Origin of the sequence: Pedobacter boryungensis (assembly GCF_013204825.1) — a bacterium.
GTDB lineage: Bacteria > Bacteroidota > Bacteroidia > Sphingobacteriales > Sphingobacteriaceae > Pedobacter > Pedobacter boryungensis.
Window position 1 is genome coordinate 34,216 of sequence record NZ_JABMKV010000005.1, and the last position, 23,592, is coordinate 57,807.

Sequence of the window (23,592 nt, forward strand, 5' to 3'; positions counted from 1 at the left end):
TAATGCTGATTGGAGCAAAAAGAATTACCAAAAAGTATGCTTCGGAAATAGACAATTGAAAATAAATTGATAACTATAATTTACTTTGCCTTTAAATTTTTTTATGGATTGTATTGGTGCAAACAAAATCATTAAGTAGCTATAAAGAAATCCTATAGTACTTATGAATGTAGGTTGTTGTATAGTGTGATGAATGCGATTGACGTGTTCTGAAAATGGTTCCTTACGTAAGGAGCTGATTTCCTTTTTGGCAAGAACATTAACTTTATCTAAAATGAGCGTAGTCTTTTTATTAGATTTTTGAACGATTTCAATGGCCGAATTATCCATTGCTTTAGCAGTAGATAAATAAAAACAAGACACCATTAAAAACGCAATAAAAAACCTCATTGCTTTAAATATAGCAAAAATAATCGGTTTTTGAATGCTTTAAGCCAGTATTACAAATTTTGAATGTCTTTAAAAAAGGCTAAAGTATCTTCCTTATCTTGATGCAATTGAGTGGTTAGCGCTTCTAAACCAGTAAATTTCACATCATGACGCAAGAATTTTAAGAAGTTCATTTTAATGGTTTGTCCATAAATTTCACGATTGAAATCGAAAATATTTACTTCAATATTACGAGTCATTCCATTTATGGTTGGGCGTTGCCCGATATAGGCCATGCCTTTGTAAGTTATTGAGTTATGGGCTTCCTTTTCATCCAACATTTCAACAGTTACAGCATAAATCCCATCACTTGGAATGAGCTTGTAGGTTTCTTCTACAAAAATATTAGCCGTAGGAAATCCAATTGTTCTGCCAATCTTATCGCCTTTAATTACAGGTCCACTTATAGAAAAATGATAGCCTAAATAAGTTTCAGCTAATGCAACATCTCCATCTAAAAGCGCTTTACGAATTTTGGTAGAGCTTACCGCCACATCATTAATGTCTTGTTCAGGTATTTCTTCAATCTTATAATTGTATAAGGCAGCGCATTCTTCTAATTCTTTCATACCACCCATTCTATCCTTGCCAAAGCGATGATCATAACCTACAATAATTTGTTTAGTGCCAATAGTATCGACCAAAATATTTTTAATGTATTCGTTGGCGCTTAGGTTAGAAAAATCTCTAGTAAAAGGGGTAATAATTAAATGATCCACACCTAAGTTAGCTATGATTTCTGCTTTTTCTTTAATGGTATTAATTAGTTTTAAATCTTGATTTTCAGGATCAATGATCATCCGCGGATGCGGAAAAAAAGTTAAGATTACGCTTTCACCACCAGAAGATTTTGCTAATTCGCAAAGACGTTTTATAATTTTCTGATGCCCATAATGTACACCATCAAAAGTGCCGATTGTAACTATGGCATTATTCAATTTTTTAAAATCAGAAAGCTGATGATATATCTTCAAAACGTATTTATTAATGTAAAACTTGTCGTTTGACAACGCCTCCCTTAAGATCTGCAATTTGTTGTTGTACTACAAAAGCATCAGGATCTACTTGTCTAATCTCAGATTGTAACTTGCTCATTTCTAATTTGGTTACAACTGTATAAATAATATCAATATCTTTCTTTTCTAAATATCCACCTTCACCCTTATACACCGTAACTCCTCTTTTCATGTTGTTGATAATGAAGTGTTTGATATCATCATTTTTTTCTGAAATAATAGTAACGCCTGTGTAAGCCTCTAAACCATTCACAATAAAATCGACAGTGTTTGAAGCAGAAAGATAGGTTAGGATTGCATAAAGTGCTGTTTCGATATTTAAAAAATAAGCTGCAAATGCGAAAATAATAATGTTTAAGATGAGGATAATGTTACCTACCGTTAACATGCTATTTCTACTGATATATAAGGCTAGTACCTCTGTTCCGTCAATTACACAACCACCTCTCATGGCTAATCCAATTCCGCCACCCAAAAAGAAGCCGCCAAAAAATGCAATCAATAATTTGTCATGCGTAATCGGATTAAAAGGCAATACAATTAATGCTAAGGAGAGCATAGCAATAGCAATTGAGGTTTTTATAGCAAAACCTTTTCCTATTTGTTTATATCCCATTATAATAAACGGAATGTTAATGATAATAATGAGATAAGATAAATTCCAGCCGGTTAATGCTTTAACCAATAGAGAAATACCAGTAACGCCACCATCTATAAAATGACTTGGTAATAAAAAACTTTTAAGTCCGAAACAAGCAGATATTACACCACAAATAATTAGAGCTCCTTCTTTTATAAATCTGGTATTTTTATTTTTGATGGTTTCCATAGTTTAAGTGCTTTCAGTTTCTCGTTTTTCTTCTCTTTTATTACGAAGATACTGAACCAAATCTGCTACTTCAAATGCATTTTTTAATAAAAAGTTACCACTGCGAGTACGGGTAAGTTTAGATAAGTAAGCTGCGTTATTTAATTGCTTGCCAAAATCTGAAACCAATGAGCGAATGTAAGTCCCTTTACTACACACAATTCTAAAGTCGACCTCAGGTAGGGCAATTCTAGTAATTTCAAACTCATTTACAGTAACATGGCGTTTGCGCAATTCTACTTCTTCTCCTAACCTAGCCTTCACATACAGGCGTTCGCCGTTTACTTTAACTGCAGAATGTGCTGGTGGATATTGCTCAATATCACCTTTAAAAGGTTCGGTAGCAGCATAAATTTCTTCTTCCGTTAAGTGATTGATAGGGAAATTTGCATCAACTTCTGTTTCCATGTCGAAAGACGGAGTGCTTGCGCCTAAAATCATGGTGCCTGTATATTCTTTTTCTTCTGCCTGAAAAGTATCGATTTGCTTAGTTAATTTCCCAGTACAAATAATCAGTAAACCAGTAGCTAAAGGATCTAATGTGCCAGCATGTCCAACTTTTAATTTTAAAGGTTTCAACGAGTTTCTAATCTTGCCAACCACATCAAAAGATGTCCATTTGTAAGGCTTGTTTATTAAAAGAAGCTCGCCTTGAGCAAAGTCGAAGTCAGGAAATTGTAGGTTTTTGTTCTCCAAAGCTTAAAATTAGTTTTGAATGAAGCATAGAATGATTGATATCATTCTATGCTTCATTCATTCGATCATTAAAATGCAAAGCTACGGTTTAAATAATAGAGAGTTGATGTCCTGATAAAATCAATGCGATAATAGCTAATCCAACTACAATTCTATACCATCCAAATAATTTAAAACCGTTTTTGTTCAAATAGCCAATAAAACTTTTAATTGCCAATAGGGCGATGATAAAAGCTACTACATTTCCAAAAGCTAAAATTTGTATTTGCTCATGAGAAATAGCATGTCCTTCTTTATAAAAATCTAATAATTTTTTACCTGTTGCGGCAAACATGGTTGGTACTGCTAAAAAGAAAGAAAACTCAGCCGCTACTTTTCTGCTTAATTTCTGGCTCATACCGCCAACAATACTTGCACCAGAACGAGAAACACCTGGTATCATAGCTAAGCATTGAAAAAATCCAATTTTTAGTGCAGTAAGATAATTGATTTCCGCTTCTTCGTTTATTGTCGGATGATTAAACCATTTATCAACGAACAATAAAATAACCCCTCCAATTACTAATGAAATTCCCACTGTAAGCGGACTTTCCAGCATTTGATCGATTTTATCACTTAATAAAACACCAAAAACTGCTGCGGGAATAAAAGCAATAACTAATTTAATATAGAAGTTAATGCTTTTAAAAAACCTTTTGAAATACAATACAACTACCGACAGAATAGCGCCTAATTGTATGCAAATGGTAAATAATTTCACAAATGGATCTGAAGCAATACCCATTATAGATGAACCTATAATCATGTGCCCAGTCGATGAAACTGGCAAAAATTCAGTTAATCCTTCAATAATGGCAAGGATTAGGGCTTGTATAAAATTCATTTGCCCTTATTTTTTTAAAACAGCATAAATGCCAAATGCAAAGCCAAATAATACAACCATTGGTGCTATTAAAGTTCTTCTTACATCATAGATGTCACCTGAGGCGCCCATCATTAAAATAAAGCCAACTACAACAATAGCAATGCTAATTAATAATAACTGATAGTTCTTTTTTGTAAAAACCAATTCTGTTTTTTTATCCTGTTTTACAGGAGCTGATTGTTTTTCTGCCATTATCTATATAGATCGTAAATTTTTAAACGTAAATATCTGCTTACTGCAAATAATGTACTCATCGAGGTAATAAAAATACCAATGGCAATCATGCCAATTAATACGAAACCAAATTCAGTATAGTTTCTTAAAATTAATATTTCGGGTATTTCCTTTTGTGCATAGTATAAAAGCCCAAGCAAAATAATAATTGCAATAAAAGAGGCAATTAAACCGTGTAATGCAGCAACTAAAATGAAAGGCTTTCTAATAAAGTTTTTAGTAGCACCCACTAACTGCATACTTTTTATTAAAAAACGTTGCGAGAAAATTGCTAGTCGGATAGTGTTATTAATTAGTGCAACGGCAATTACTAATAAAATAATTGCAAAGCCTAACACAATTAAACTGATGGTGCTAATATTTTTATTCACCATATCAATTAAAGAACTCTGGTAAATCACTTCCTTAACAATTGGGTTCTTTTCTATATTCTTTTTAAGCGCATCTATGCTTTGGTTATTTGCATAATCTGCTTTTAAATAAACGTCAATAGTAGAAAGTAATGGATTATAGCCTAGAAAGTTCACAAAATCTTCGCCTAAATCTTTGGTCAAGTTATGTTGTGCAACTTCTTTATTTACGTATTGAGTTTGTTTCACCACAGTATTAGCATTTAATTCCTTCTGGAAAGCTAAAATGTCGGTTTCTTTAGCACCTTCATCAACAATAATGTTTAAAACAATATTCTCTTTTACATAATTGGATAAGTTTTTAGCATGAACCAAAATCAAACCCAACATACCTAACATTAGTAAAACCAAAGCAATACTAAAAATGGTAGAGATATAAATGGTTTTTGTCTTCTTAGAAGCTTCGCTTACTTCAAATTCTTCCATGTATTTATGTTTTTGTTTCTGCGAAAATAAAGAAAGATAAGCAAAAACGTAAATAAATGGCTTTTTGTTTTTGCATCAATGCTAAATTTAAGGAAAGCAAATTAGTAAATTTTGCATCAATAAGCGGAGGCTTAACATTATTTAACTTTTATCTTCATTAATGCTGATGTTTATCATTCTTACCTATTTTACATATGGTTTGCTCCCAGTTTGCTCCTACATTCCTCCTAGAAAACCGCGTTTGAACAGAACAATACCAGAACAAACCTAGGAGAAGTCTAGGAGAAAACTACTTTTTCACTGACAAATGCGGACATTTTCGGACAACTTCGGACATTCGGCGTCTTTGCTTTTTTATGTAGATTTTTCTTCCAAGATTTGGAATGTAAAGTTGATGCAATTGCACAGAATAAATTTCAATTTATAGAAACCATAGTGGTTCAAATCCTAACCTATTACCTAAGTCTATAAGGGTTTAATTAACAAATTGAGTTACAAACACCCTCTTCAAAAAGCGAGATGGCGTTTTTTATTCTTTGCACTTCAAAAACAGGCTTAATTTGCTTATTTTCGCAAACTATTTAAGAAAGAGGAATTTAATGGATTATCAATTTGCAGCCATAGAGCAGAAGTGGCAAAAGTTTTGGGCAGAAAATCAAACATTTAAAGCAGAAACCAATTCAAATAAGCCAAAATATTATGTGTTAGATATGTTTCCTTATCCATCTGGAGCAGGTTTGCATGTTGGACATCCACTGGGCTATATTGCTTCAGATATTTTTTCGAGATATAAAAGATTAAAAGGATTTAATGTTTTGCATCCAATGGGATATGATTCTTTTGGATTGCCAGCAGAACAATATGCCATTCAAACAGGTCAGCACCCTGCAATTACTACTGAAGCTAACATTGCAACGTATCGTCGCCAATTAGATCAAATAGGTTTTTCATTCGATTGGAGCAGAGAAGTTCGTACCAGTGAGTCATCTTATTACAAATGGACGCAATGGATTTTTATGCAATTGTTTAACTCTTGGTACAATCTAGAAACAGACAAAGCAGAAGATATTACCACATTAATTGAGAAGTTTAATGCCGCAGGTAGTGCTAATGTAAAAGCAGTTTGCGATGAAGATGTAAAAAACTTTATGCCAAGCGATTGGGCAGCGTTTACAGATGAAGAAAAGCAAGTTGAACTATTGAAATATCGTTTAACCTATTTAAAGGAAAGTACCGTGAATTGGTGCCCGGCCTTGGGTACTGTTTTAGCTAACGATGAAGTTAAAGATGGTTTTTCTGAACGCGGAGGATATCCTGTAGAGCAGAAAAAAATGATGCAATGGAGCATGAGAATTTCTGCCTACGCAGAAAGATTATTGCAAGGCTTAAATACAATTGATTGGCCAGAACCAGTTAAAGAAATGCAACGCAACTGGATTGGTAAAAGTGTGGGTGCAAGTGTAATTTTCCCTATAAGCCTCACCCCAACCCTCTCCGCAGGAGAGGGGGCTGATAATTACGGTTATGAAACTGCAGATCCGCTATTATGGGAAATTTTAAAAACTAATGCAAGAGTAAATAGGGTTAATCAAACTGAAGCTGAAGATACACTTTGGCAAAAAATACGTAATAATCAAACTGGTCATAAAATTAGAAGGCAACATCCAATAGGAAGTTACATTGCTGATTTTATTTGTTTAAATAAAAGATTAATTATTGAGGTTGATGGTGGATATCATTTAGAAATTCAAGAAAATGATAAAATTAGAACAGAAGCACTAAATCAATTGGGTTTTGATGTTATTCGTTTCTCAAATTATGAGGTTTTAAGTGACATCAATCTTGTTAGTGAAAAAATAAAAACTGAACTTGAAGGCAGACCAGATATTGCTACTAAAAAGGTAAGCAATTTGTCCTCCCTCTCCTTTGGAGAGGGCCGGGGTGAGGCAGGGATAGAAGTATTCACCACCCGTGTTGATACCATTTTTGGCGTTTCATTTATTGTTTTAGCTCCAGAGCACGAATTGGTTCAGGCTTTAACTACAGAAGCACAGAAAGAAGATATAGAAAAATATATTGCGCAAACTAAAAAGAAATCTGAATTAGACCGCATGGCGGATACGAAAACGGTTTCGGGTGCATTTACAGGAAGCTATGTGATTAATCCTGTTAATAATGAGTTAGTGCCAATTTGGATTGCTGATTATGTTTTAGCTGGTTACGGAACTGGTGCAGTTATGGGTGTGCCAAGTGGCGATCAACGTGATTGGTTATTCGCTAAACATTTCAATTTGCCAATCATCCAAATATTAGATGCCCAAAAAGATATTGAAGTAGAGGCAGATCCAACTAAAGAAGGAAGATATATCAACTCTGATTTCATTAATAATTTAGGTTATAAGGAAGCAATTTCTTATTTAAATCATTGGTTAGAAAGAGAAGGAGTTGGAAAGGCAAAAGTAAATTACCGTATGCGTGATGCTATTTTTGGTCGCCAGCGTTATTGGGGAGAACCAATTCCAGTTTACTTTAAAGATGGTTTGCCTTATTTAATTAAGGAAGAAGAATTGCCATTGTTATTGCCAGAAATTGATAAATATTTGCCAACAGAAAGTGGAGAACCTCCTTTAGGGCGAGCAACCGATTGGAGTTACGAAAAACAATATGAGTACGAACTTTCTACCATGCCAGGTTGGGCTGGAAGTAGCTGGTACTGGTACCGTTACATGGATGCGCAAAATGAAAATAAGTTCGCCTCAAAAGATGCCATTGCCTATTGGAAAGATGTAGATTTATACATTGGAGGTTCTGAACATGCAACCGGACATTTGTTGTACAGCCGTTTCTGGAATAAATTCTTAAAAGATTTAGGTTATGTAAATGAAGAAGAACCTTTCAAGAAATTGATTAACCAGGGGATGATACAGGGTAGAAGCAACTTTGTGTATCGAGTTGTTGATGAAGAAGGGAAGGGAACAAATACCTTAGTCTCATACGGTTTAAGAAAAGACTATAAAACTTCTGCTTTGCATGTTGATGTGAATATTGTTGAAAATGAAATCTTGAATGTCAATAAGTTTAAAGAGTTTAGACCAGAGTTTGCCAATGCAGAATTCATTTTAGAAAATGGCAAATACATTTGTGGGGTAGAGGTTGAGAAAATGTCTAAATCAAAATTCAATGTGGTAAACCCTGATGATTTGATTAAGAGTTACGGCGCAGATACTTTGCGTATGTACGAGATGTTTTTAGGTCCATTAGAGCAAAGCAAACCTTGGAATACCAATGGGATTGAAGGTGTATTTAAATTCTTGCGTAAATTTTGGCGTTTATTCCATAATGAAGAATGGGTTTTCCATGTAGATGATTCAATTCCTACAAAAGCAGAATTAAAAGCTTTGCATAAAATCATTAAAAAGGTACAAGATGATGTAGAACGTTTTTCTTTCAATACATCAGTTTCTAGCTTTATGATTGCAGTAAATGAATTAACTGATTTGAAGTGCAAAAATCGTCAAGTATTAGAAGATTTAGTAGTTGTCCTTTCTCCTTATGCACCTCACATTTGCGAAGAATTATGGTCGTTGTTAGGCAATACAGATTTATCAAATACCCCATATCCAACATTTAATCCAGCTTATTTACAAGAAGCCGAGTTTGCCTATCCAATTTCAATTAATGGTAAAATGAGAATGAACTTAAATTTAAGCTTAAGTTTAGAACAAGATCAGGCTACCGAAATTGTTTTAGCAAATGATCAAGTACAAGGATATTTAGAAGGTAAAACACCTAAGAAAATCATTTTTGTAAAAGGTAAGATTGTGAATATTGTAGTTTAATAGCCCACCCAACCCTCCCCAAACGGAAGGGCTGAGCAAAGTAGAATATGAGCCGCAGATTCGCAGATTTACACTGTTAGTCTGCGGCTTTTTTTGTGTAATAAAATATTTTTCACATTCGTTGTGATATTTCAGACCTTGTTGCGATTAATAGTGAAAGACGATTTAATTGATGCAACACAATCAACAAGAATTCTTAGAAATTATTGAGACTAATAAGCGGCTCATATTTAAAATATGTAACTCTTACTGCCAAAATGCGGATGATCGTGAAGACTTGGCTCAAGAAATCATATTTCAATTATGGAAATCGTGGGGAAGTTTTACTAACGAATACAAGTTATCTACTTGGATGTATCGCATTGCATTAAACGTTGCCATTTCATTTTATAGAAAAGAGCAAAAAACAACAAACACAATTCTAATGGGCGAGGAACACTTGATAGAAATTAGTGATGACAATTTGGAAGAAGGATTAGAAGCAAACTTAACTGCATTGCAAAAGTTCATCAACGAATTAAAGCCTTTAGATAAAGCATTGATGTTATTGTATCTAGAAGAAAAATCTCATAAAGAAATGGCTGAAATTATAGGAATTACTTCCACCAATGTGGCCACAAAAATTGGAAGAATTAAAGAACAGCTTAAACAAAAATTTTCAGCTCAACATTAATTAACATGGAAAATATAGAAATCATCAATCTTTGGAAACAATACGATGAAAAATTAGAAAAATCACTTTCTTTAAATAAAAAAATTATTACCGAATTGCAACAGCAAAAAGCTAAAAATGCGCTTAGACCGGCAAGAAATTATAAAATTTTGGTAGTTTTTATAGGGATTGTTTATTCAGCTTTGGTAGGCTACTTTTTATACCATCTAATTCCATTTGCTTCTATTTTTGTTAATTTATCAATAGGTATTCATTTGTTAATAATGGTTATTGCTGTTGGTATGTACATTAGGCAATTGGTGCTAATAAGTGAAATTGACTGTAGCGAAAACATTTTACACATGCAGCAAAAAATGGCAAAACTGCAAAGCTCAACCTTAAAAGTAATTGGAATTTGCTTTTTACAATTTCCAGTATTTGCTACTTGGAATATTCGTTTAGAACTTATAGAAAAAAATCCTCTAGCGTTTTGGCTTGTTCAACTACCAGTAATATTGTTATTAACCTACATTGGTATTTGGTTTTACAGGAATATTAATATCAAAAACATGGATAAAAGATGGTTTAGGATGATCTTTTACGGTGTTGAATGGAGTGCGATCATTAAATCAGGTAAATTTTTAAAAGAAATAGAGAACTTTGAAAAAATCTAGTAGGCCAGGAGGAATTTCCATCATACATTTCACCGTCAAAAAATAGTCGTTCGCCGTCAAATCATTCCTGATGGTCTAAAATCTCTATATAAACATGTAACAAAAGCTACTTTTGTTAGACTAAGAACAAACAAATAAATAACACAATGAAAAGAATTCTACTTTTAAGTATAGGTTTAATCTTCATGTTAAATGCTAAAGCTCAATTTCCTGGAATGGGAGGTGGGCAAAAAGTAACTGTAACAGGTCGTATTAACGCAATTATTTTAGACTCATTAACAAATAAACCAGTTGATTATGCTACTGTCTCTTTATTGAAGGTAAAAGATGGCAAGGCTGTAAATGGTGGTGTAACAGATGAAAAAGGTAAAATCGTTTTACAAAACGTTGCACCAGATGAGTATAAATTAACCATAGGTTTTATGGGTTATAAAACCAAAACAATACTTATAAAAACTACACCAGAGAAACCAGATTATAACGTAGGTTCCATTAACTTAAGTTCTACTGCAAATACTTTAAAAGAAGTGAGCATTGTTGGGCAAAAAGCGGTGGTAGAAAATAAAATTGACCGTTTAGTATACAATGCGGAAGCTGATGCTACAAATGCGGGTGGAGATGCTACTGATGTTATGCGTAAAGTGCCAATGCTTTCTGTTGATATTAATGGTAATGTTCAATTACGTGGAAGTTCTGTTCGTGTTTTAATCAATGGAAAACCTTCTGGTACAATGGCAAATAGCGTAGCTGATGCATTGAAAATGTTGCCTGCAGATCAAATTAAAAGTGTAGAAGTAATTACAAATCCATCTGCTAAGTATGACGCAGAAGGGTCTGGTGGTATCATCAATATTATTACTAAGAAAAGCAATGCAGAAGGTGTTAGTGGTAGTGTAAATGCAACTACAGGAACACGTCAAAATGCTGGTGCTTTCAATTTAACTGCCAAAACAGGACGTTTTAGTGTAAATACTGCTTTAGGAACTCAAATCGCATATCCTCAGGAATCGAGAGTAGTATTTTTTAACCAAACCACTGCAAATAATGTAACTACTGGTGTTCTTCAAGATGGTACTTCGGACTGGACAAGACAAGCTTATAACGGTAGCTTAGGTTTAGATTATGATTTTAATGCCTATAATAACATCAGTACCAATGCTAAGTATACTCGTTTTTATAATGGCGGACCAGGGTCATCGGCCATTTTTAATAACAATACTCCATCAGGTAATATTATAAGCAGTACTGATATGAGTAATGGAAACTTAGATTGGAACATGGATTATAAGTTAACCACCAAAAAGCCAGGAGAAGAGTTTTCTATTTCTGGTCAATTAACCACTGGTAAAAATACCAATGAATTTGTAAACGACTATAAAACTGCTTCAGGTACACCGCTAAGCTATATTGCAAGTAATAATGTTGGTGAAAACAAAGAGTATACCGCTCAGACAGATTATATCTATCCTTTTAGTAAAACTGTAACTTTCGAGGCAGGTGGTAAAGCAATTTTTAGAAATATTCAAAGTCAATATGGTGCAGGTCAGGATTTTGATTACACTCAAAATGTAGGTGCAGCTTATAGTACAATAGCTTTTAATTTAACAAAGAAAATACAGTTTAAAGGCGGTCTAAGAGCAGAATACACTGATATTAGTTCTACTGTTGGTAAAAATGATTATTTCAATTTATTCCCTAGTGCAATTCTATCACAAACCATTAAGGGTAAAACAACGTTGAAATTAGCATACAATCGTAGGGTTCAGCGTCCAAGTTTAGCATACTTAAATCCATTTTTAAATAAAAGTAACCTAAGTTTCGATTTTCAAGGAAATCCAGATTTAGCACCAGAGTTAAGTGATAATTTTGAGTTTGGTTATTCTACTTACATCAAAGGGTCGATTATTAATGCATCTATTTTCTATCGTAATACACAAAATATTATCGAGGCACTTAATAAAAATGTAGGCGGTAGAATTTTATCAACTTTTGAAAACGTAGGTACAACAGAGAGTTATGGTTTTAACTTATTTGCATCTTACAATCCTCTTCCAAAATGGACATTGATGAGTAATATTGCTATAAATACGTATGAAATTAAAAGTAGACCAGATATTCAAGGAATGAATGAAGGGACATTTTTAAACTATAATTTCTTTATGCGTTCTGCAAATTCATTTAAAGGTGGTTGGAGTTTAGAGCTTTTTGGTGTGTTGAACTCACCTCGTTATACTTACCAAAGTAAAACGGAGCCTATGGTATTTTATGGTGCGGCAGTTAAAAAAGACATCCTTAATAAAAAAGGAACAATTGGTTTAAATGTTTTAAATCCATTTAAACGTGATTTACATATTGAAACAGTAACACAAGGCGAAAACAACTACCAAAGCCAAAATATCTACTATCCTTTACGCTCATTTGGTTTAAACTTTAGCTACAAATTTGGTAAGTTGAAATTTACTGAGAAAAAGAAAATCAAAAACGATGATATTAAACAAGACCAAAACCAACAAGGTGGTCAAATGGGTGGTGTGCAACAATAAAATATAAATACTGCTGAATGTAAAAGCCTCTGCTATTTTTTAGCAGAGGCTTTGTTTATTTATAAGCTCTGAAATCTAACCCATGAAAAATAAATTAGAAATAAAATATGATTGGAAGTATATTCGCTTTTAAACTCTAATAACTAACGCTATCAGCAAATGAAATTTTCAGAAGATCTACAAAAACTAATACCTTTCGGCTATCTTTTTTTAGTTGTAATGGGGATATTAAAAGAAAGCGTTACTTTTTATCAATTAGGAATTAATATCCTAAAGTACTCTACCATCATGGATGTTTTAATTAGTCCAATTGCCACTCTTACTACTCATCCGATTACATTTTTTACGATAGTGTCAATTTTTGTCTCTTGTTATTATTTACCCTCAATTTTATATAAATACGATCATAAAAAGTGGGTGAAGAAAATGTTCGAATTAAAACATACTAAAATAGATTTACCAGAGGTGGAAATAAAAAAATACTATTTCCTTGTTTCCATTAAAAGTTTAGCTGTTGGATTATTGTCTGTGTATTTAGGCTATGGCTTGGCAGAAGGATTTTTTGTTTCTAAAAGAATAAAAAATGGAGACTTAAAATATGATTACCTACTAAATTATACTAGCGGAGAGAGCGAGCAAATTTCACTTATTGGCTCAAATAGCGTGTATTATTTTTATCTTTCTAAAGGAAATAAAGATATTAAAATTGCTCCAGTTGCAGCAATAAAAAATATCGAATTAACCAAAAATAGAATGTTTAATGATAGTAAATAAATTTTGTTTAGTTGTTCATCAAATTAATTAAAGATGAACACAATACTACTTTTTCTTCACTCGTTTCAAAATCATTAAACTTAATGGATTAATAGGATAACCGCTAATGTTGTTTTGCAACATTACCACTACTTGGTCGTATAAAACAGGAACAACCGAAGAGTACTCCATTACCATATTATCCATTTTATAGTAAAGCTCATATCGTTTTTTTGGGTCACTTTCAAAATAACTTTGTTCGAATAATTTATCAAATTCATCGTTAAAATAACCAGTGTAATTTGGTCCAAACGGAACTTTATTCTTAGAGTAAAATACAGATAAATAATTTTCGCCATCTGCATAATCGGCTATCCACGAACCTCTAAAAAAGTTCACTTCATTCTTCGCCATCATATCACGTAAACTTGAATTAGGACTAACATCAACTTTTACTTTTATTCCAATGTTATTCAATTCACCCTGAATAAATTCAATTAAATCTTTGTACGTGGTAGAGGTGCTCAATGTAACTTCAGGCATCCCTTTGCCATTTGGATATCCTGCTTCCTCTAATAATTTTGCTGATAATGCAGGATTATAGTTGTAGCCTTTTACGCGTGTGCTGTCAAAACCGGGCATCCCTTTGGGTATAAAGCCCGCTGTTGCAGGAGTTCCAACACTATTTCTTAAGTATTTGATTAATTTTTGCCTGTCAATTGCATAATTAATTGCTTGTCTAACTTTTTGAAATCGCAAGGGAGAGTTTTTTACTATAATTTTAGATGTGTCAACTAAAATGCCTACGTATTCTGTACACAAATAAGGACCTTTAAATAACTGAAATTTTCCTTTGTATTTACTCGTCATTTTACCGCTTTTGGTCAAAATATCATCGCGATAACTTCCATCCACACTATTAAAGAAATCAAGATCTTTTTTAATGAAATTCATGAAAGCACTTTGTTTATCGGTAATAAAAGTGACTTTAACAGCATCCAGGTAAGGCAATGGCGTATTACCATCTTTTTCCCAATAATGCTCATTTTTAACTAGGACTAATATTTCATCTTCTTTCCAATACTTAAATTTAAATGGTCCAGTACCTACTGGATGACTTCTAAAATCTTTGCCATAATGTTCAACCACTTCTTTAGGTACAACAGAACAATATTGAGCGGTTAATAAATTCATAAAAGCGGGGAAAGGTTTTACCAATTGAATTTGAAAAGTGGTGTCATTTAATGCCTTAAAACTGTTAGCATCTTTCACTTTATCGCTAAAAATCCATCCGCCCGATGAGGCAACTTTAGGGTCGATTAAGCGGTAAAAACTGTACGAAAAATCTGAAGCCACGACTTTTCTACCTTTTCCATTTTTAAACAAAGGATCATCTTGGAAATAAACATCGTCACGTAGATTAAATGTATACGTTAATCCGTCTTTAGACATTGTCCAACTTTTAGCAATACAAGGAATGGTATTTAAGTCTTTATCTACTTGTACCAATCCATTAAACAATTGGTTAATCATCCAAATGGCATTTTGGTTACGAGCAAAAGCAGGGTCAAGAGAAGTTACATTTTGATCTAGATTAATATTGAAAACTTTTTTACCATCATTATCTGTTTTTCCCTTACAAGAAACAATCGCCAATAAGCAAAAAATCCAAAATATGTTGTTTATAATTCTACGCATCGATTTAGGAATACTATTTTTGTACAAATTAAATAAATAAATTAGATGTCTTTTTTAAATGAGCTTATAAATAGTGAAAATGATGAAATTTTACGCGAAGAATTGCATGATCGTATCGATATTGTAACGCATAAAATTAAATTCATGGATAAAGTGCCTGTAGTTTGTTTAGATACTTTCAACATGCAAAGCTTAGTTTTGGTAGATGAAATTAATGCTGCTGGAGGCATACTAGAAACAGAGATTTTAGGGGCAGTTTATATTATTTATTACCAACCAGGTAAAACATTAAATGATTTAATGCGAGAAGTGCCGGCATTATTGGATCCAAGCTGGCCAGCAGTAAAAAACGGACGAATTATTTTATTGAATGATGATGTAAATAAATTACGCACTCCTACAAATGCTGTAATGTTAATAGAAGACTTTGCGGAAATGCTACACCCTGGGTTTTTTATTTTTGGGTATGAAGGTGATAAATGGATTAGGTTTAATACTTAATAAACTTATCCATTTGCTGATTAGTAAATTTCAGTGTATCTGCTTTAAAAAACTGTGCATTTTCATCAAGCTCTGTTTTAATATCAGGAATATGCAAGCGCAAAGGCATTACGTTTAAATGTAAATAGGCACAAACACCGTTAAAGTGCTCAATGCCACGAATATTTCCATATTTACCTGATGAAATTCCTACTAAACATGCTTTTTTATCGTAAAAACTATCTGGAAATGCACATGCATCTATAAAGGTTTTTAATACACCAGGATAACTTCCATTATACTCAGGAATAATGAATAAAAACTTAGTGGTTTTGGTAACTAATTCATGTATTTTTTCAAATTCCTCACTTCTTTTTCCATATAAGTCCTGACCAATAAAATTTTCTGGTAAATCTTGTAAGTCCAATAACTCAGTTTCTAAGCCCTTTTCTGCGAGTTGTTTCTGATAATATTGTGCAACTTTTAAGGTATTGCTTGCTGGTCTATTTGTACCAGATATAATGGTAATCATACTAAAATTGTTAATAAGATGTTTAAAACACGTAAGCCATTCATACTAATATTATGATTTAGTTTGTATCTTAGCTAATTGTTAAAAAGTGCTTTTTTTATACAAAAATAGCATTTTTTCTTAGCTAATTAGTGTAAAATACAGCCATACTTTATTTTGGCGATTTTTTAAAAAGATAGATGAGTAAAATTATTGCTTTAGCAAACCAAAAAGGTGGTGTAGGTAAAACTACTTCGTCAATAAATTTAGCAGCCAGCTTAGCTGTTTTAGAGTATAAAACACTTTTAGTTGATGCAGATCCTCAGGCAAACTCTACCTCTGGTATTGGATTCGACCCAAGGAATATTAAAAATAGTATTTATGAATGCATTATTAACGATGTTGATCCGTTAGATGCAATTGTGAAAACCGAGACGCCTAATTTAGATTTATTACCTGCGCATATTGATTTAGTAGGTGCAGAGATAGAAATGATCAACCTAACCAGCCGTGAATATAAGATGAAAGCGGTTTTGGAAAGGGTAAAAGATCAATACGATTTTATTATTATCGATTGTTCTCCATCTTTAGGTTTAATTACGATTAACTCTTTAACTGCTGCAGATTCGGTTATTATTCCTGTACAATGTGAATATTTTGCATTAGAGGGTTTAGGGAAATTACTGAATACCATAAAAATTGTACAAAATCGTTTAAATCCAGAATTAGAAATTGAAGGAATTTTATTGACAATGTATGATGTAAGATTACGTTTATCTAATCAGGTGGTAGAAGAAGTAAAAACTCATTTTCAAGATTTGGTTTTCGAAACCATTATTCAGCGTAATACCCGTTTAAGCGAAGCACCGAGTTATGGCGTTTCGGTAATTATGCATGATGCAAATTGTAAAGGAGCTATTAATTATTTAAACTTAGCTAGAGAGATTGTTCGTAAAAACGGGTTAGTAACCGAAGAACAAGATGTAAATACGGCAACCATATAACTTATATAGATGACATCTTTTCAGCGAAAAACAGGTTTAGGAAAAGGATTAAGTGCGCTTTTAGATGATACTGATTCGGTTCATCCTCCAACAAATGGCAATGATACCTTAGATCAAACTGCACAAATTGGTAGTATTAGTCAGGTAAATATTAATGATGTGGAAACCAATCCATATCAGCCACGTACAGAGTTTGATCAGGTTGCACTAAACGAATTATCAGAATCAATTAAAGTACAAGGTTTAATACAACCAATAACCGTTAGAAAAAACGGAAATAAATATCAATTAATTTCAGGTGAACGTAGATTAAGAGCTTCAAAATTAGCTGGTTTAACACAAATACCTGCATATATTCGCAGTGCGGATGATCAGCAAATGCTAGAAATGGCATTAATTGAAAATATCCAACGTGAAAACTTAAATGCAATTGAAGTTGCATTAAGTTTCCAAATGATGATTGATGAATGTAATCTAAAACCAGAGCAACTAGGTGAAAGAGTTGGTAAAAACCGGACTACGGTTAGTAATTATCTTCGCTTATTAAAACTGCCACCAGTTATTCAGGCATCAATCCGTGATGGTAAAATATCTATGGGTCACGCTCGTGCTTTAATTAGTGTTGAGGAAGAAGCAAAGCAATTGTTCATCCACCAAGAAATTTTAGATAAAGGTTTATCGGTCCGTAAGGTAGAAGAATTAGTTCGTAGCATCCACCATGTGCAAATAAAACCTAAAGCTAATCCTGTTGGTGTTTCTTTCGAATATCAAAAATTACAAAATGATTTAGCTTCTAAATTCGCGACTAAAGTGAAATTAAAAGTTAAAGAGAATGGTAAAGGTGCAATAGAAATTCCATTTGTCTCTAACGATGATTTGAGTAGAATTTTAGAACTTTTAGATTGGTAATGCGAGCCCTATTGCTTTCATTAATGGTATTGTTAACTTTTGCTTCGGCAAGAGCGCAAAATCCTGTTGTTAAAAAACCAATAGACACCATACAAAACAGAGTTGATACTATAAAGCCAGCTCCTTATATAAATAAAGGTAAAATTGCTGGCAAAAAAGCATTCCATAGATCTTTAATATTTCCTGGTTTAGGTCAAATTTATAATTATGGGTTGGTTGTGGACGATGTTAAAAGTGGAGCAGTAAAAGGAAATAAAGTTGCACAAAAATTATATATCATTGGTAAAATAGGGGCTATATATGCTGGTGGTACTTTATTAGTCATGTCGTATATAGATAATAATAAAAATTATCGCCTGTTTTTAGATGAGTTACAATATAGAAAGCTGCATAACAATGCTCCAGATCCAGAAAACGGTTTAGCGCAGTACACAAATACGGATGCATTGGTAGTCGCCAAAAACATTTACAAGCGTAATCGCGAAGTTGTATTAATATCGCTAGTTGGTTTATATGGTTTAAATGCCTTAGACGCTTACATTACAGCAAGATTAAAATATTTTAATGTAGATGATAATTTATCCTTTAAAATTTCCCCATCATTGATAAATTCAAATACAATGTATGGTTACAACCCTGTTGTTCCTGGATTGAAACTCACTATTAAATTATGAAACTAATATTTGATTTAAAGATAGCTTCAACTTTAAATATAAATCGAGTTTACGAGTTCATTATTTCAAATGAAAACTGTAATTCAAACATTAATAACTTATATCAATGAAAATAGCATTATTAGGTTACGGTAAAATGGGCCAAATTATAGAACGTTTTGCTTTAGAAAGAGGGCATGAGGTTGTGCTGAAAATTAGCATCGATAACTTAACAGATTTTACGGTTGATAACTTATCAAAAGCCGATATAGCAATAGATTTTAGTGCTCCAGATGCTGCAGTTGATAACATTTACAAATGTTTTGAGGCTCAAGTTCCTGTGGTTGTAGGTACAACAGGATGGTATGGTAAATTACAAGAAATTAAAAATGATTGTCTAAGTAGTAACAATACACTACTTTATGGCTCTAACTTTAGTGTTGGAGTAAATCTTTTCTTTCATTTAAATAAAGTATTAGCAAAGCTGATGAATAATTATCCTGCTTACGAAGTACAAGTAGAAGAAATACACCATACACAAAAATTGGATGCGCCAAGCGGTACAGCAATGACCATTGCCGAAGGGATTATCGAAGAGATAGATCGTAAATCAGAATGGCTAAATGAAGTGGTGGGTGCGCAAATACCTGATGTAATAAAAAATGAACAATTATTAATCGAATCGCATAGAATAGAAAACGTACCAGGTACACATACGGTAGTTTATAGTTCTGAAGTGGATGAGATAGAAATAAAGCATACTGCACATAGTAGAGCAGGTTTTGCGTTAGGTGCAGTAATAGCTGCAGAGTGGTTACAAAACAAACAAGGCTTTTACAATATAGCTGATGTTTTTAATTTTAATTCCTAAAATATGAGTTGGAAATTCTGGCAAAGAAATAAAAGTGCCGAACCAAAAAAGAAGAAAACTAAAACTAGAGAATGGACTGACGCCATTATTTTTGCGGTAGTTGCCGCAACTATTATTAGAGTGTTTTTTATTGAAGCTTATACCATTCCATCGGGCTCGATGGAGAGATCTTTATTAATCGGAGATTTCTTGTTTGTAAGTAAAGTAAACTATGGCGCTCGTATTCCTATGACACCAGTTGCCTTTCCTTTCGCACATCATACCATGCCACTAACAGGCACAAAAGCATATTGGGATGGTGTTCAATGGAAATATAGAAGATTACCTGGATTTCAACATATTAAGCGCAATGATGTAGTTGTTTTCAATTTCCCAGAAGGAGATACCGTAGCACTTGACGCTCAAGATGATAATTACTACCAAATGCTATTAAGAGGAGAGACTAGAACACAGATATATGCAAATCATACTATTGTAAGTAGACCAGTAGATAAACGTGAAAACTTTATTAAACGTTGTATCGCTATAGCTGGGGATACTGTGAGCATGGAGAACGGCTTGGCTTCCGTAAATGGAAAAAAAGTGCCTTTAGAACCAACGGGATGGTTTTATTATACCATAGAATTTAAAACTTCGGATATAAATATGAGGTTGTTCCAGGATATGGGTTTTAAAACTGCAGAAACAAATGTGCCTACAATTTATCAGTTTGAAGGAACACCAGCCATGATTGCAGAACTTAAAAAATCGGATTATGTGAAATCAATTACGGAGAATGTAGCTGTAAAAGGGGATTTCGATAAAGCCATTTTCCCTCATGATAAAAATAGAGGTTGGAACTTAGATAATTATGGGCCAATCATTGTACCTAAAAAAGGCTGGACAGTAAAAATGGATAGCGTTACCATGCCATTGTACGAAAGAAGTATTCGTATTTATGAAGGTAATAAATTAGAAAAAGTTGGGAATGATTGGATATTGAATGGAAAAAAAGCAACAGAATATACATTCAAAATGGATTATTACTGGATGATGGGTGATAATCGCCATCAATCAGCAGATTCACGTTATTGGGGTTTTGTTCCTGAAGATCATATAGTTGGTAAAGCCTTATTTATTTGGATGAGCTTTGATAGTGAAGGTTCTTGGTTTAGTAAAATCCGTTGGAATAGAATTTTTAAGGGTATTCACTAAAACATAAAATAGATATAAAAAAGACCTCGACTAAATCGAGGTCTTTTTTTTGAATTGAGTTATCATTACTAACTTAAACCTTCTACACCAAGTTTAATAGCTAATTCATTTAAATCGTTTACCACAACATCAATAATTGGAATACCGTTCACCTTTCTTTCTACCTCTGCTTCTGCTTCCGGTTCACCTGGTATAATTACTTTTTGCGACGGATTTATAGTTTTTGCACTTTTAAAACGTTCAATCCAATTATCTAAATGGTTTTTAAAATCATCTGCAGGGCGAAAACCATCTACACGCATAGCACCAAAAAAATGACCAATCCCTTCACCAACAGGATTTGCATTAGGCTCTAAAAATGCTACAAATGGAGGAACCCAAGGTCCATAATTAGCTCCGGAAAGCACAGCTGATAAAATATCTACTGTCGCACTTAATCCATAACCTTTATGACTGCCGTGATCTTTATCACTACCTAAAGGCAACAACGAACCACCATTTTTTAGTTCATTTGGATTAGTTGAAGAATTTCCTTCATTATCCTGTACCCAGCCATCTGGTATTTCCTTATTTGCTCTTTGAGCGATTTCTAATTTTCCATTTGCAGCTGCTGCGGTTGCCATATCAACTACAACTGGCGGATATTTTCCAGCAGGAAAAGCATAACACATTGGATTGGTTCCCAACAAACGTTCATTTGCATAGGTAGGAGCTACTAGTGGACTAGCGTTGGTCATGCTAATACCAATCATATCTTTTTCTACCGCCAATAACGCATGATATCCAGCAATACCAAAATGATTAGAATTTTTTACAGCCACCCAACCGCTACCAAATTTTTCTGCTTTTTCTATCGCTACTTTCATTGCAAATGGAGCAACAACCAAGCCTAATCCTCCATCTCCATCTACAGTTGCTGTAGTTGGGGTTTCATAAACTACCTTAATATTTGGCGTAGCGTTAATTCTTTTCTTTTCCCATAAACGCACATAACCACTTAAACGAGCTACACCATGAGAATCTATCCCTCTTAAATCAGAGCGAATTAAAACATCTGTTGCTAATGTTGCATGCTCATGAGAACAGCCCATTTTTTTAAATATAGAATAGGTGAAAGATCTCAGCTTTGCTTCTGTAAAAGTTATAAAGTTCATTTTTGTTTAAGTTTGTCGCATCAAAAAATCGGCGATTATGATGGAAGTAGAAGTGTAAAATCTCCGCCCAATGGTTGAAAATTTTCTATTAACGAGGATAAAAAGTCATCACCATAGTTTACATACATCGGAGCAATGTTTAACACTCTTTCTTGTAGTGTACCCATAGGGAAAAGTCTATTTTTTACATTTTCAATTTGTTTTAAAGAAATCTCATGCTTTCTTTTTTCAGCTCTAAATAGTTTCTTTTCTAAATTTTCTAGCAAATGATTGGTCTTGGTTTTTGCAGAATCAGCTGAGCTTTCTAAAGTTTTATCAACTTTAAAAGAATGCTGTTTAATTTGATCAAATGCTGCTTGTATTATACTTATTTCTTCAGTTAAACTTAAATTAGATGCGCTATTATTTTTTACCCATGTTTTTTGTAATTCATCGATTGAAAGAAAAGCATCTTCTAATTTAAAACCTAATTTATGTAAATTCTCTGCACTACGTTTATCAATTAACAAAGCCGAATTACGCAACAATAACACAGGGAAATCTGTTTTATAAAAATCAAAATTAGCTTTCAATTGCATCCAATAGGAAACTTCGGATCCTCCGCCAATATAGGCGATATTGGGCAAAATTACTTCTTGGTATAACGGACGCATAATTACATTCGGACTAAATCTTTCCGGATGATTTTCAATCTCTTCTAGTAATTCTTCTTTCGTAAAACTGATTTCCGTATGGTTAACCGTATAATGATTGCCTTTTTCTATGATTCGTTCACGAAGATTATCTATCAAGTAGAAGAAATTAATTTCTCTACCATTAACTTGTGCTTTATATCCTTTTTGCGCTAATTGTTCAGTAGTTTTTTCAGTTAAATGAGCACTATTCTGTTCAGTAATATCTTGTTTAATAATAGAACTGAATTGTCTTTTCAGTTTTGCATCGTCGGCGTTAATTATTACTAAACCATAATTTTGAAATAAACTATTCACTAGAACGCGAGTTGCATCCGCCAGATTATCGTTTGTTAAATAAGCATTTTCAACTAATTTGGCTAATTTTTTTCCGTTTTTGCTAATTCCTAAATATGCTTTATATGCTCTTACAGCTGCCTCAACGGTTTTTGTGCTGAGTCTTCCGGTTGCACCATTCGTTTGTTGTATCCAACTAATATTTTTTTCATCAACACTTACATGATTGATTTCTTCAAAATCATGATCTTCAGTTGCCATCCAATAAATAGGGACAAAATTCTTTTCAGGATAAGCAATTTTAAGCTCAAGCGCTAAATTTATTGTCGTTACAATTTTATAGATGAAATATAAAGGTCCAGTAAATAAGTTAAGCTGATGACCAGTAGTTATAGTGAAAGTATTTTCATCTGCCAATAAATTAATATTATGATTTACAGATTTATTCGTTTTTACGTTTTGATATTGCTGATTTAAAACTTCAACTAACTCGGATCTATTTCCTGTGAAATTTCTGTTGTCGACAGCTTTTTTTAAACCATCAATATCTGGACGAAAGCTGTAAAAAGGTTTCAAGAATTCATCATCATTTACATAATCTAAAACCAATTTAGAGAATGAATGAGTATCCTGATAAGAGATATATTTTGCCTTCATGTGTTGCGAAATTAAGCTAATTTACGAA

General features: G+C 33.1%; 22 protein-coding genes. 11 read left to right on the forward strand and 11 right to left on the reverse strand.

Annotated features, from left to right (window positions below; translation table 11 throughout):
* Positions 1-24 precede the first annotated feature (24 nt).
* The 7 genes from HQN85_RS15240 to HQN85_RS15270 all read right to left on the reverse strand — a co-directional run bounded on the left by HQN85_RS15240 (position 25) and on the right by HQN85_RS15270 (position 5,004).
* Positions 25-390, reverse strand: a complete 366-nt coding sequence (locus HQN85_RS15240; protein ID WP_173273866.1) for a hypothetical protein — start codon at positions 388-390, stop codon at positions 25-27.
* A 50-nt stretch (positions 391-440) separates the two neighbouring features.
* On the reverse strand, positions 441-1,403 hold the full coding sequence (locus tag HQN85_RS15245; protein ID WP_173273868.1) for a bifunctional riboflavin kinase/FAD synthetase: 963 nt from the start codon (positions 1,401-1,403) through the stop codon (positions 441-443).
* Between the two features lie 10 nt (positions 1,404-1,413).
* Entirely contained in the window at positions 1,414-2,274 is an 861-nt protein-coding gene (locus HQN85_RS15250; protein ID WP_173273869.1) for a YitT family protein, read from the reverse strand.
* Positions 2,275-2,277: 3 nt separating this feature from the next.
* The gene (gene truB / locus HQN85_RS15255; protein ID WP_173273871.1) at positions 2,278-3,009 is read right to left on the reverse strand and encodes a tRNA pseudouridine(55) synthase TruB; all 732 of its coding nucleotides are present in this window, start codon (positions 3,007-3,009) and stop codon (positions 2,278-2,280) included.
* A gap of 88 nt (positions 3,010-3,097) precedes the next feature.
* Positions 3,098-3,892 (reverse strand): undecaprenyl-diphosphate phosphatase, encoded by a 795-nt coding sequence (locus HQN85_RS15260; RefSeq protein ID WP_173273873.1) that lies wholly within the window; start codon positions 3,890-3,892, stop codon positions 3,098-3,100.
* Positions 3,893-3,898: 6 nt separating this feature from the next.
* Positions 3,899-4,126, reverse strand: a complete 228-nt coding sequence (locus tag HQN85_RS15265; protein WP_173273875.1) for a DUF3098 domain-containing protein — start codon at positions 4,124-4,126, stop codon at positions 3,899-3,901.
* Positions 4,126-5,004, reverse strand: coding sequence for a cell division protein FtsX (locus HQN85_RS15270; RefSeq protein ID WP_173273877.1), 879 nt, complete (start codon positions 5,002-5,004; stop codon positions 4,126-4,128). Before HQN85_RS15270 ends, HQN85_RS15265 begins: the two co-directional genes overlap by 1 nt.
* Positions 5,005-5,603: 599 nt before the next feature.
* On the opposite strand from HQN85_RS15270, the gene leuS reads away from it, so the two are divergent.
* From leuS to HQN85_RS15295, 5 genes are all read left to right on the forward strand, one after another.
* Positions 5,604-8,843, forward strand: a complete 3,240-nt coding sequence (gene leuS / locus HQN85_RS15275; RefSeq protein WP_173273879.1) for a leucine--tRNA ligase — start codon at positions 5,604-5,606, stop codon at positions 8,841-8,843.
* Positions 8,844-9,015: 172 nt separating this feature from the next.
* Positions 9,016-9,516 (forward strand): RNA polymerase sigma factor, encoded by a 501-nt coding sequence (locus HQN85_RS15280; protein ID WP_173273881.1) that lies wholly within the window; start codon positions 9,016-9,018, stop codon positions 9,514-9,516.
* A 5-nt stretch (positions 9,517-9,521) separates the two neighbouring features.
* Positions 9,522-10,169: a hypothetical protein gene (locus HQN85_RS15285; protein WP_173273883.1), complete on the forward strand. Its 648-nt coding sequence runs from the start codon at positions 9,522-9,524 to the stop codon at positions 10,167-10,169.
* Positions 10,170-10,315: 146 nt separating this feature from the next.
* A complete protein-coding gene (locus HQN85_RS15290; RefSeq protein ID WP_173273885.1) occupies positions 10,316-12,712 on the forward strand; it encodes a TonB-dependent receptor domain-containing protein in 2,397 nt (798 codons plus the stop codon).
* Positions 12,713-12,871: 159 nt separating this feature from the next.
* On the forward strand, positions 12,872-13,486 hold the full coding sequence (locus HQN85_RS15295; protein WP_173273887.1) for a hypothetical protein: 615 nt from the start codon (positions 12,872-12,874) through the stop codon (positions 13,484-13,486).
* Between the two features lie 45 nt (positions 13,487-13,531).
* Here the strand turns inward: HQN85_RS15295 and HQN85_RS15300 are convergent, their stop codons facing one another.
* Positions 13,532-15,163 carry an ABC transporter substrate-binding protein gene (locus tag HQN85_RS15300; protein ID WP_173273889.1) on the reverse strand — a complete coding sequence of 544 codons (1,632 nt, stop codon included), beginning with the start codon at positions 15,161-15,163 and terminating at the stop codon, positions 13,532-13,534.
* A 45-nt stretch (positions 15,164-15,208) separates the two neighbouring features.
* Here HQN85_RS15300 and HQN85_RS15305 point away from each other — a divergent pair, with 45 nt between their 5' ends.
* A complete protein-coding gene (locus HQN85_RS15305; RefSeq protein WP_173273891.1) occupies positions 15,209-15,664 on the forward strand; it encodes an ABC transporter substrate-binding protein in 456 nt (151 codons plus the stop codon).
* Here the strand turns inward: HQN85_RS15305 and HQN85_RS15310 are convergent.
* A complete protein-coding gene (locus tag HQN85_RS15310; RefSeq protein WP_173273893.1) occupies positions 15,654-16,175 on the reverse strand; it encodes an NADPH-dependent FMN reductase in 522 nt (173 codons plus the stop codon). The genes HQN85_RS15305 and HQN85_RS15310 overlap by 11 nt on opposite strands.
* A 179-nt stretch (positions 16,176-16,354) precedes the next feature.
* Between HQN85_RS15310 and HQN85_RS15315 the strand changes: the two genes are divergently transcribed.
* From HQN85_RS15315 to lepB, 5 genes are all read left to right on the forward strand, one after another.
* Positions 16,355-17,158 (forward strand): ParA family protein, encoded by an 804-nt coding sequence (locus HQN85_RS15315; protein WP_173273895.1) that lies wholly within the window; start codon positions 16,355-16,357, stop codon positions 17,156-17,158.
* Between the two features lie 9 nt (positions 17,159-17,167).
* Positions 17,168-18,067, forward strand: a complete 900-nt coding sequence (locus HQN85_RS15320; protein WP_173273897.1) for a ParB/RepB/Spo0J family partition protein — start codon at positions 17,168-17,170, stop codon at positions 18,065-18,067.
* Complete coding sequence (locus HQN85_RS15325) at positions 18,067-18,741, forward strand: DUF5683 domain-containing protein (RefSeq protein WP_173273899.1); 675 nt, start codon at positions 18,067-18,069, stop codon at positions 18,739-18,741. Before HQN85_RS15320 ends, HQN85_RS15325 begins: the two co-directional genes overlap by 1 nt.
* Positions 18,742-18,847: 106 nt before the next feature.
* A complete protein-coding gene (gene dapB / locus HQN85_RS15330) occupies positions 18,848-19,591 on the forward strand; it encodes a 4-hydroxy-tetrahydrodipicolinate reductase (protein WP_173273901.1) in 744 nt (247 codons plus the stop codon).
* A 3-nt stretch (positions 19,592-19,594) separates the two neighbouring features.
* Positions 19,595-20,785, forward strand: a complete 1,191-nt coding sequence (gene lepB / locus HQN85_RS15335; RefSeq protein WP_173273903.1) for a signal peptidase I — start codon at positions 19,595-19,597, stop codon at positions 20,783-20,785.
* Positions 20,786-20,853: 68 nt separating this feature from the next.
* Here the strand turns inward: lepB and HQN85_RS15340 are convergent, their stop codons facing one another.
* Positions 20,854-21,939, reverse strand: a complete 1,086-nt coding sequence (locus HQN85_RS15340) for an Ldh family oxidoreductase (RefSeq protein WP_173273905.1) — start codon at positions 21,937-21,939, stop codon at positions 20,854-20,856.
* A gap of 35 nt (positions 21,940-21,974) precedes the next feature.
* On the reverse strand, positions 21,975-23,564 hold the full coding sequence (gene bshC, locus HQN85_RS15345) for a bacillithiol biosynthesis cysteine-adding enzyme BshC (RefSeq protein ID WP_173273906.1): 1,590 nt from the start codon (positions 23,562-23,564) through the stop codon (positions 21,975-21,977).
* Between the last annotated feature and the right edge of the window lie 28 nt (positions 23,565-23,592).

Bases quoted from the DNA above. Each gene is read 5' to 3' on its own strand.
- HQN85_RS15240 (WP_173273866.1), bottom strand. From the start codon at position 390: ATGAGGTTTTTTATTGCGTTTTTAATGGTGTCTTGTTTTTATTTATCT.
- HQN85_RS15250 (WP_173273869.1), bottom strand. From the start codon at position 2,274: ATGGAAACCATCAAAAATAAAAATACCAGATTTATAAAAGAAGGAGCT.
- HQN85_RS15260 (WP_173273873.1), bottom strand. From the start codon at position 3,892: ATGAATTTTATACAAGCCCTAATCCTTGCCATTATTGAAGGATTAACT.
- HQN85_RS15265 (WP_173273875.1), bottom strand. From the start codon at position 4,126: ATGGCAGAAAAACAATCAGCTCCTGTAAAACAGGATAAAAAAACAGAA.
- HQN85_RS15270 (WP_173273877.1), bottom strand. From the start codon at position 5,004: ATGGAAGAATTTGAAGTAAGCGAAGCTTCTAAGAAGACAAAAACCATT.
- leuS (WP_173273879.1), top strand. From the start codon at position 5,604: ATGGATTATCAATTTGCAGCCATAGAGCAGAAGTGGCAAAAGTTTTGG.
- HQN85_RS15280 (WP_173273881.1), top strand. From the start codon at position 9,016: ATGCAACACAATCAACAAGAATTCTTAGAAATTATTGAGACTAATAAG.
- HQN85_RS15285 (WP_173273883.1), top strand. From the start codon at position 9,522: ATGGAAAATATAGAAATCATCAATCTTTGGAAACAATACGATGAAAAA.
- HQN85_RS15290 (WP_173273885.1), top strand. From the start codon at position 10,316: ATGAAAAGAATTCTACTTTTAAGTATAGGTTTAATCTTCATGTTAAAT.
- HQN85_RS15295 (WP_173273887.1), top strand. From the start codon at position 12,872: ATGAAATTTTCAGAAGATCTACAAAAACTAATACCTTTCGGCTATCTT.
- HQN85_RS15300 (WP_173273889.1), bottom strand. From the start codon at position 15,163: ATGCGTAGAATTATAAACAACATATTTTGGATTTTTTGCTTATTGGCG.
- HQN85_RS15305 (WP_173273891.1), top strand. From the start codon at position 15,209: ATGTCTTTTTTAAATGAGCTTATAAATAGTGAAAATGATGAAATTTTA.
- HQN85_RS15310 (WP_173273893.1), bottom strand. From the start codon at position 16,175: ATGATTACCATTATATCTGGTACAAATAGACCAGCAAGCAATACCTTA.
- HQN85_RS15315 (WP_173273895.1), top strand. From the start codon at position 16,355: ATGAGTAAAATTATTGCTTTAGCAAACCAAAAAGGTGGTGTAGGTAAA.
- HQN85_RS15320 (WP_173273897.1), top strand. From the start codon at position 17,168: ATGACATCTTTTCAGCGAAAAACAGGTTTAGGAAAAGGATTAAGTGCG.
- HQN85_RS15325 (WP_173273899.1), top strand. From the start codon at position 18,067: ATGCGAGCCCTATTGCTTTCATTAATGGTATTGTTAACTTTTGCTTCG.
- dapB (WP_173273901.1), top strand. From the start codon at position 18,848: ATGAAAATAGCATTATTAGGTTACGGTAAAATGGGCCAAATTATAGAA.
- lepB (WP_173273903.1), top strand. From the start codon at position 19,595: ATGAGTTGGAAATTCTGGCAAAGAAATAAAAGTGCCGAACCAAAAAAG.
- HQN85_RS15340 (WP_173273905.1), bottom strand. From the start codon at position 21,939: ATGAACTTTATAACTTTTACAGAAGCAAAGCTGAGATCTTTCACCTAT.
- bshC (WP_173273906.1), bottom strand. From the start codon at position 23,564: ATGAAGGCAAAATATATCTCTTATCAGGATACTCATTCATTCTCTAAA.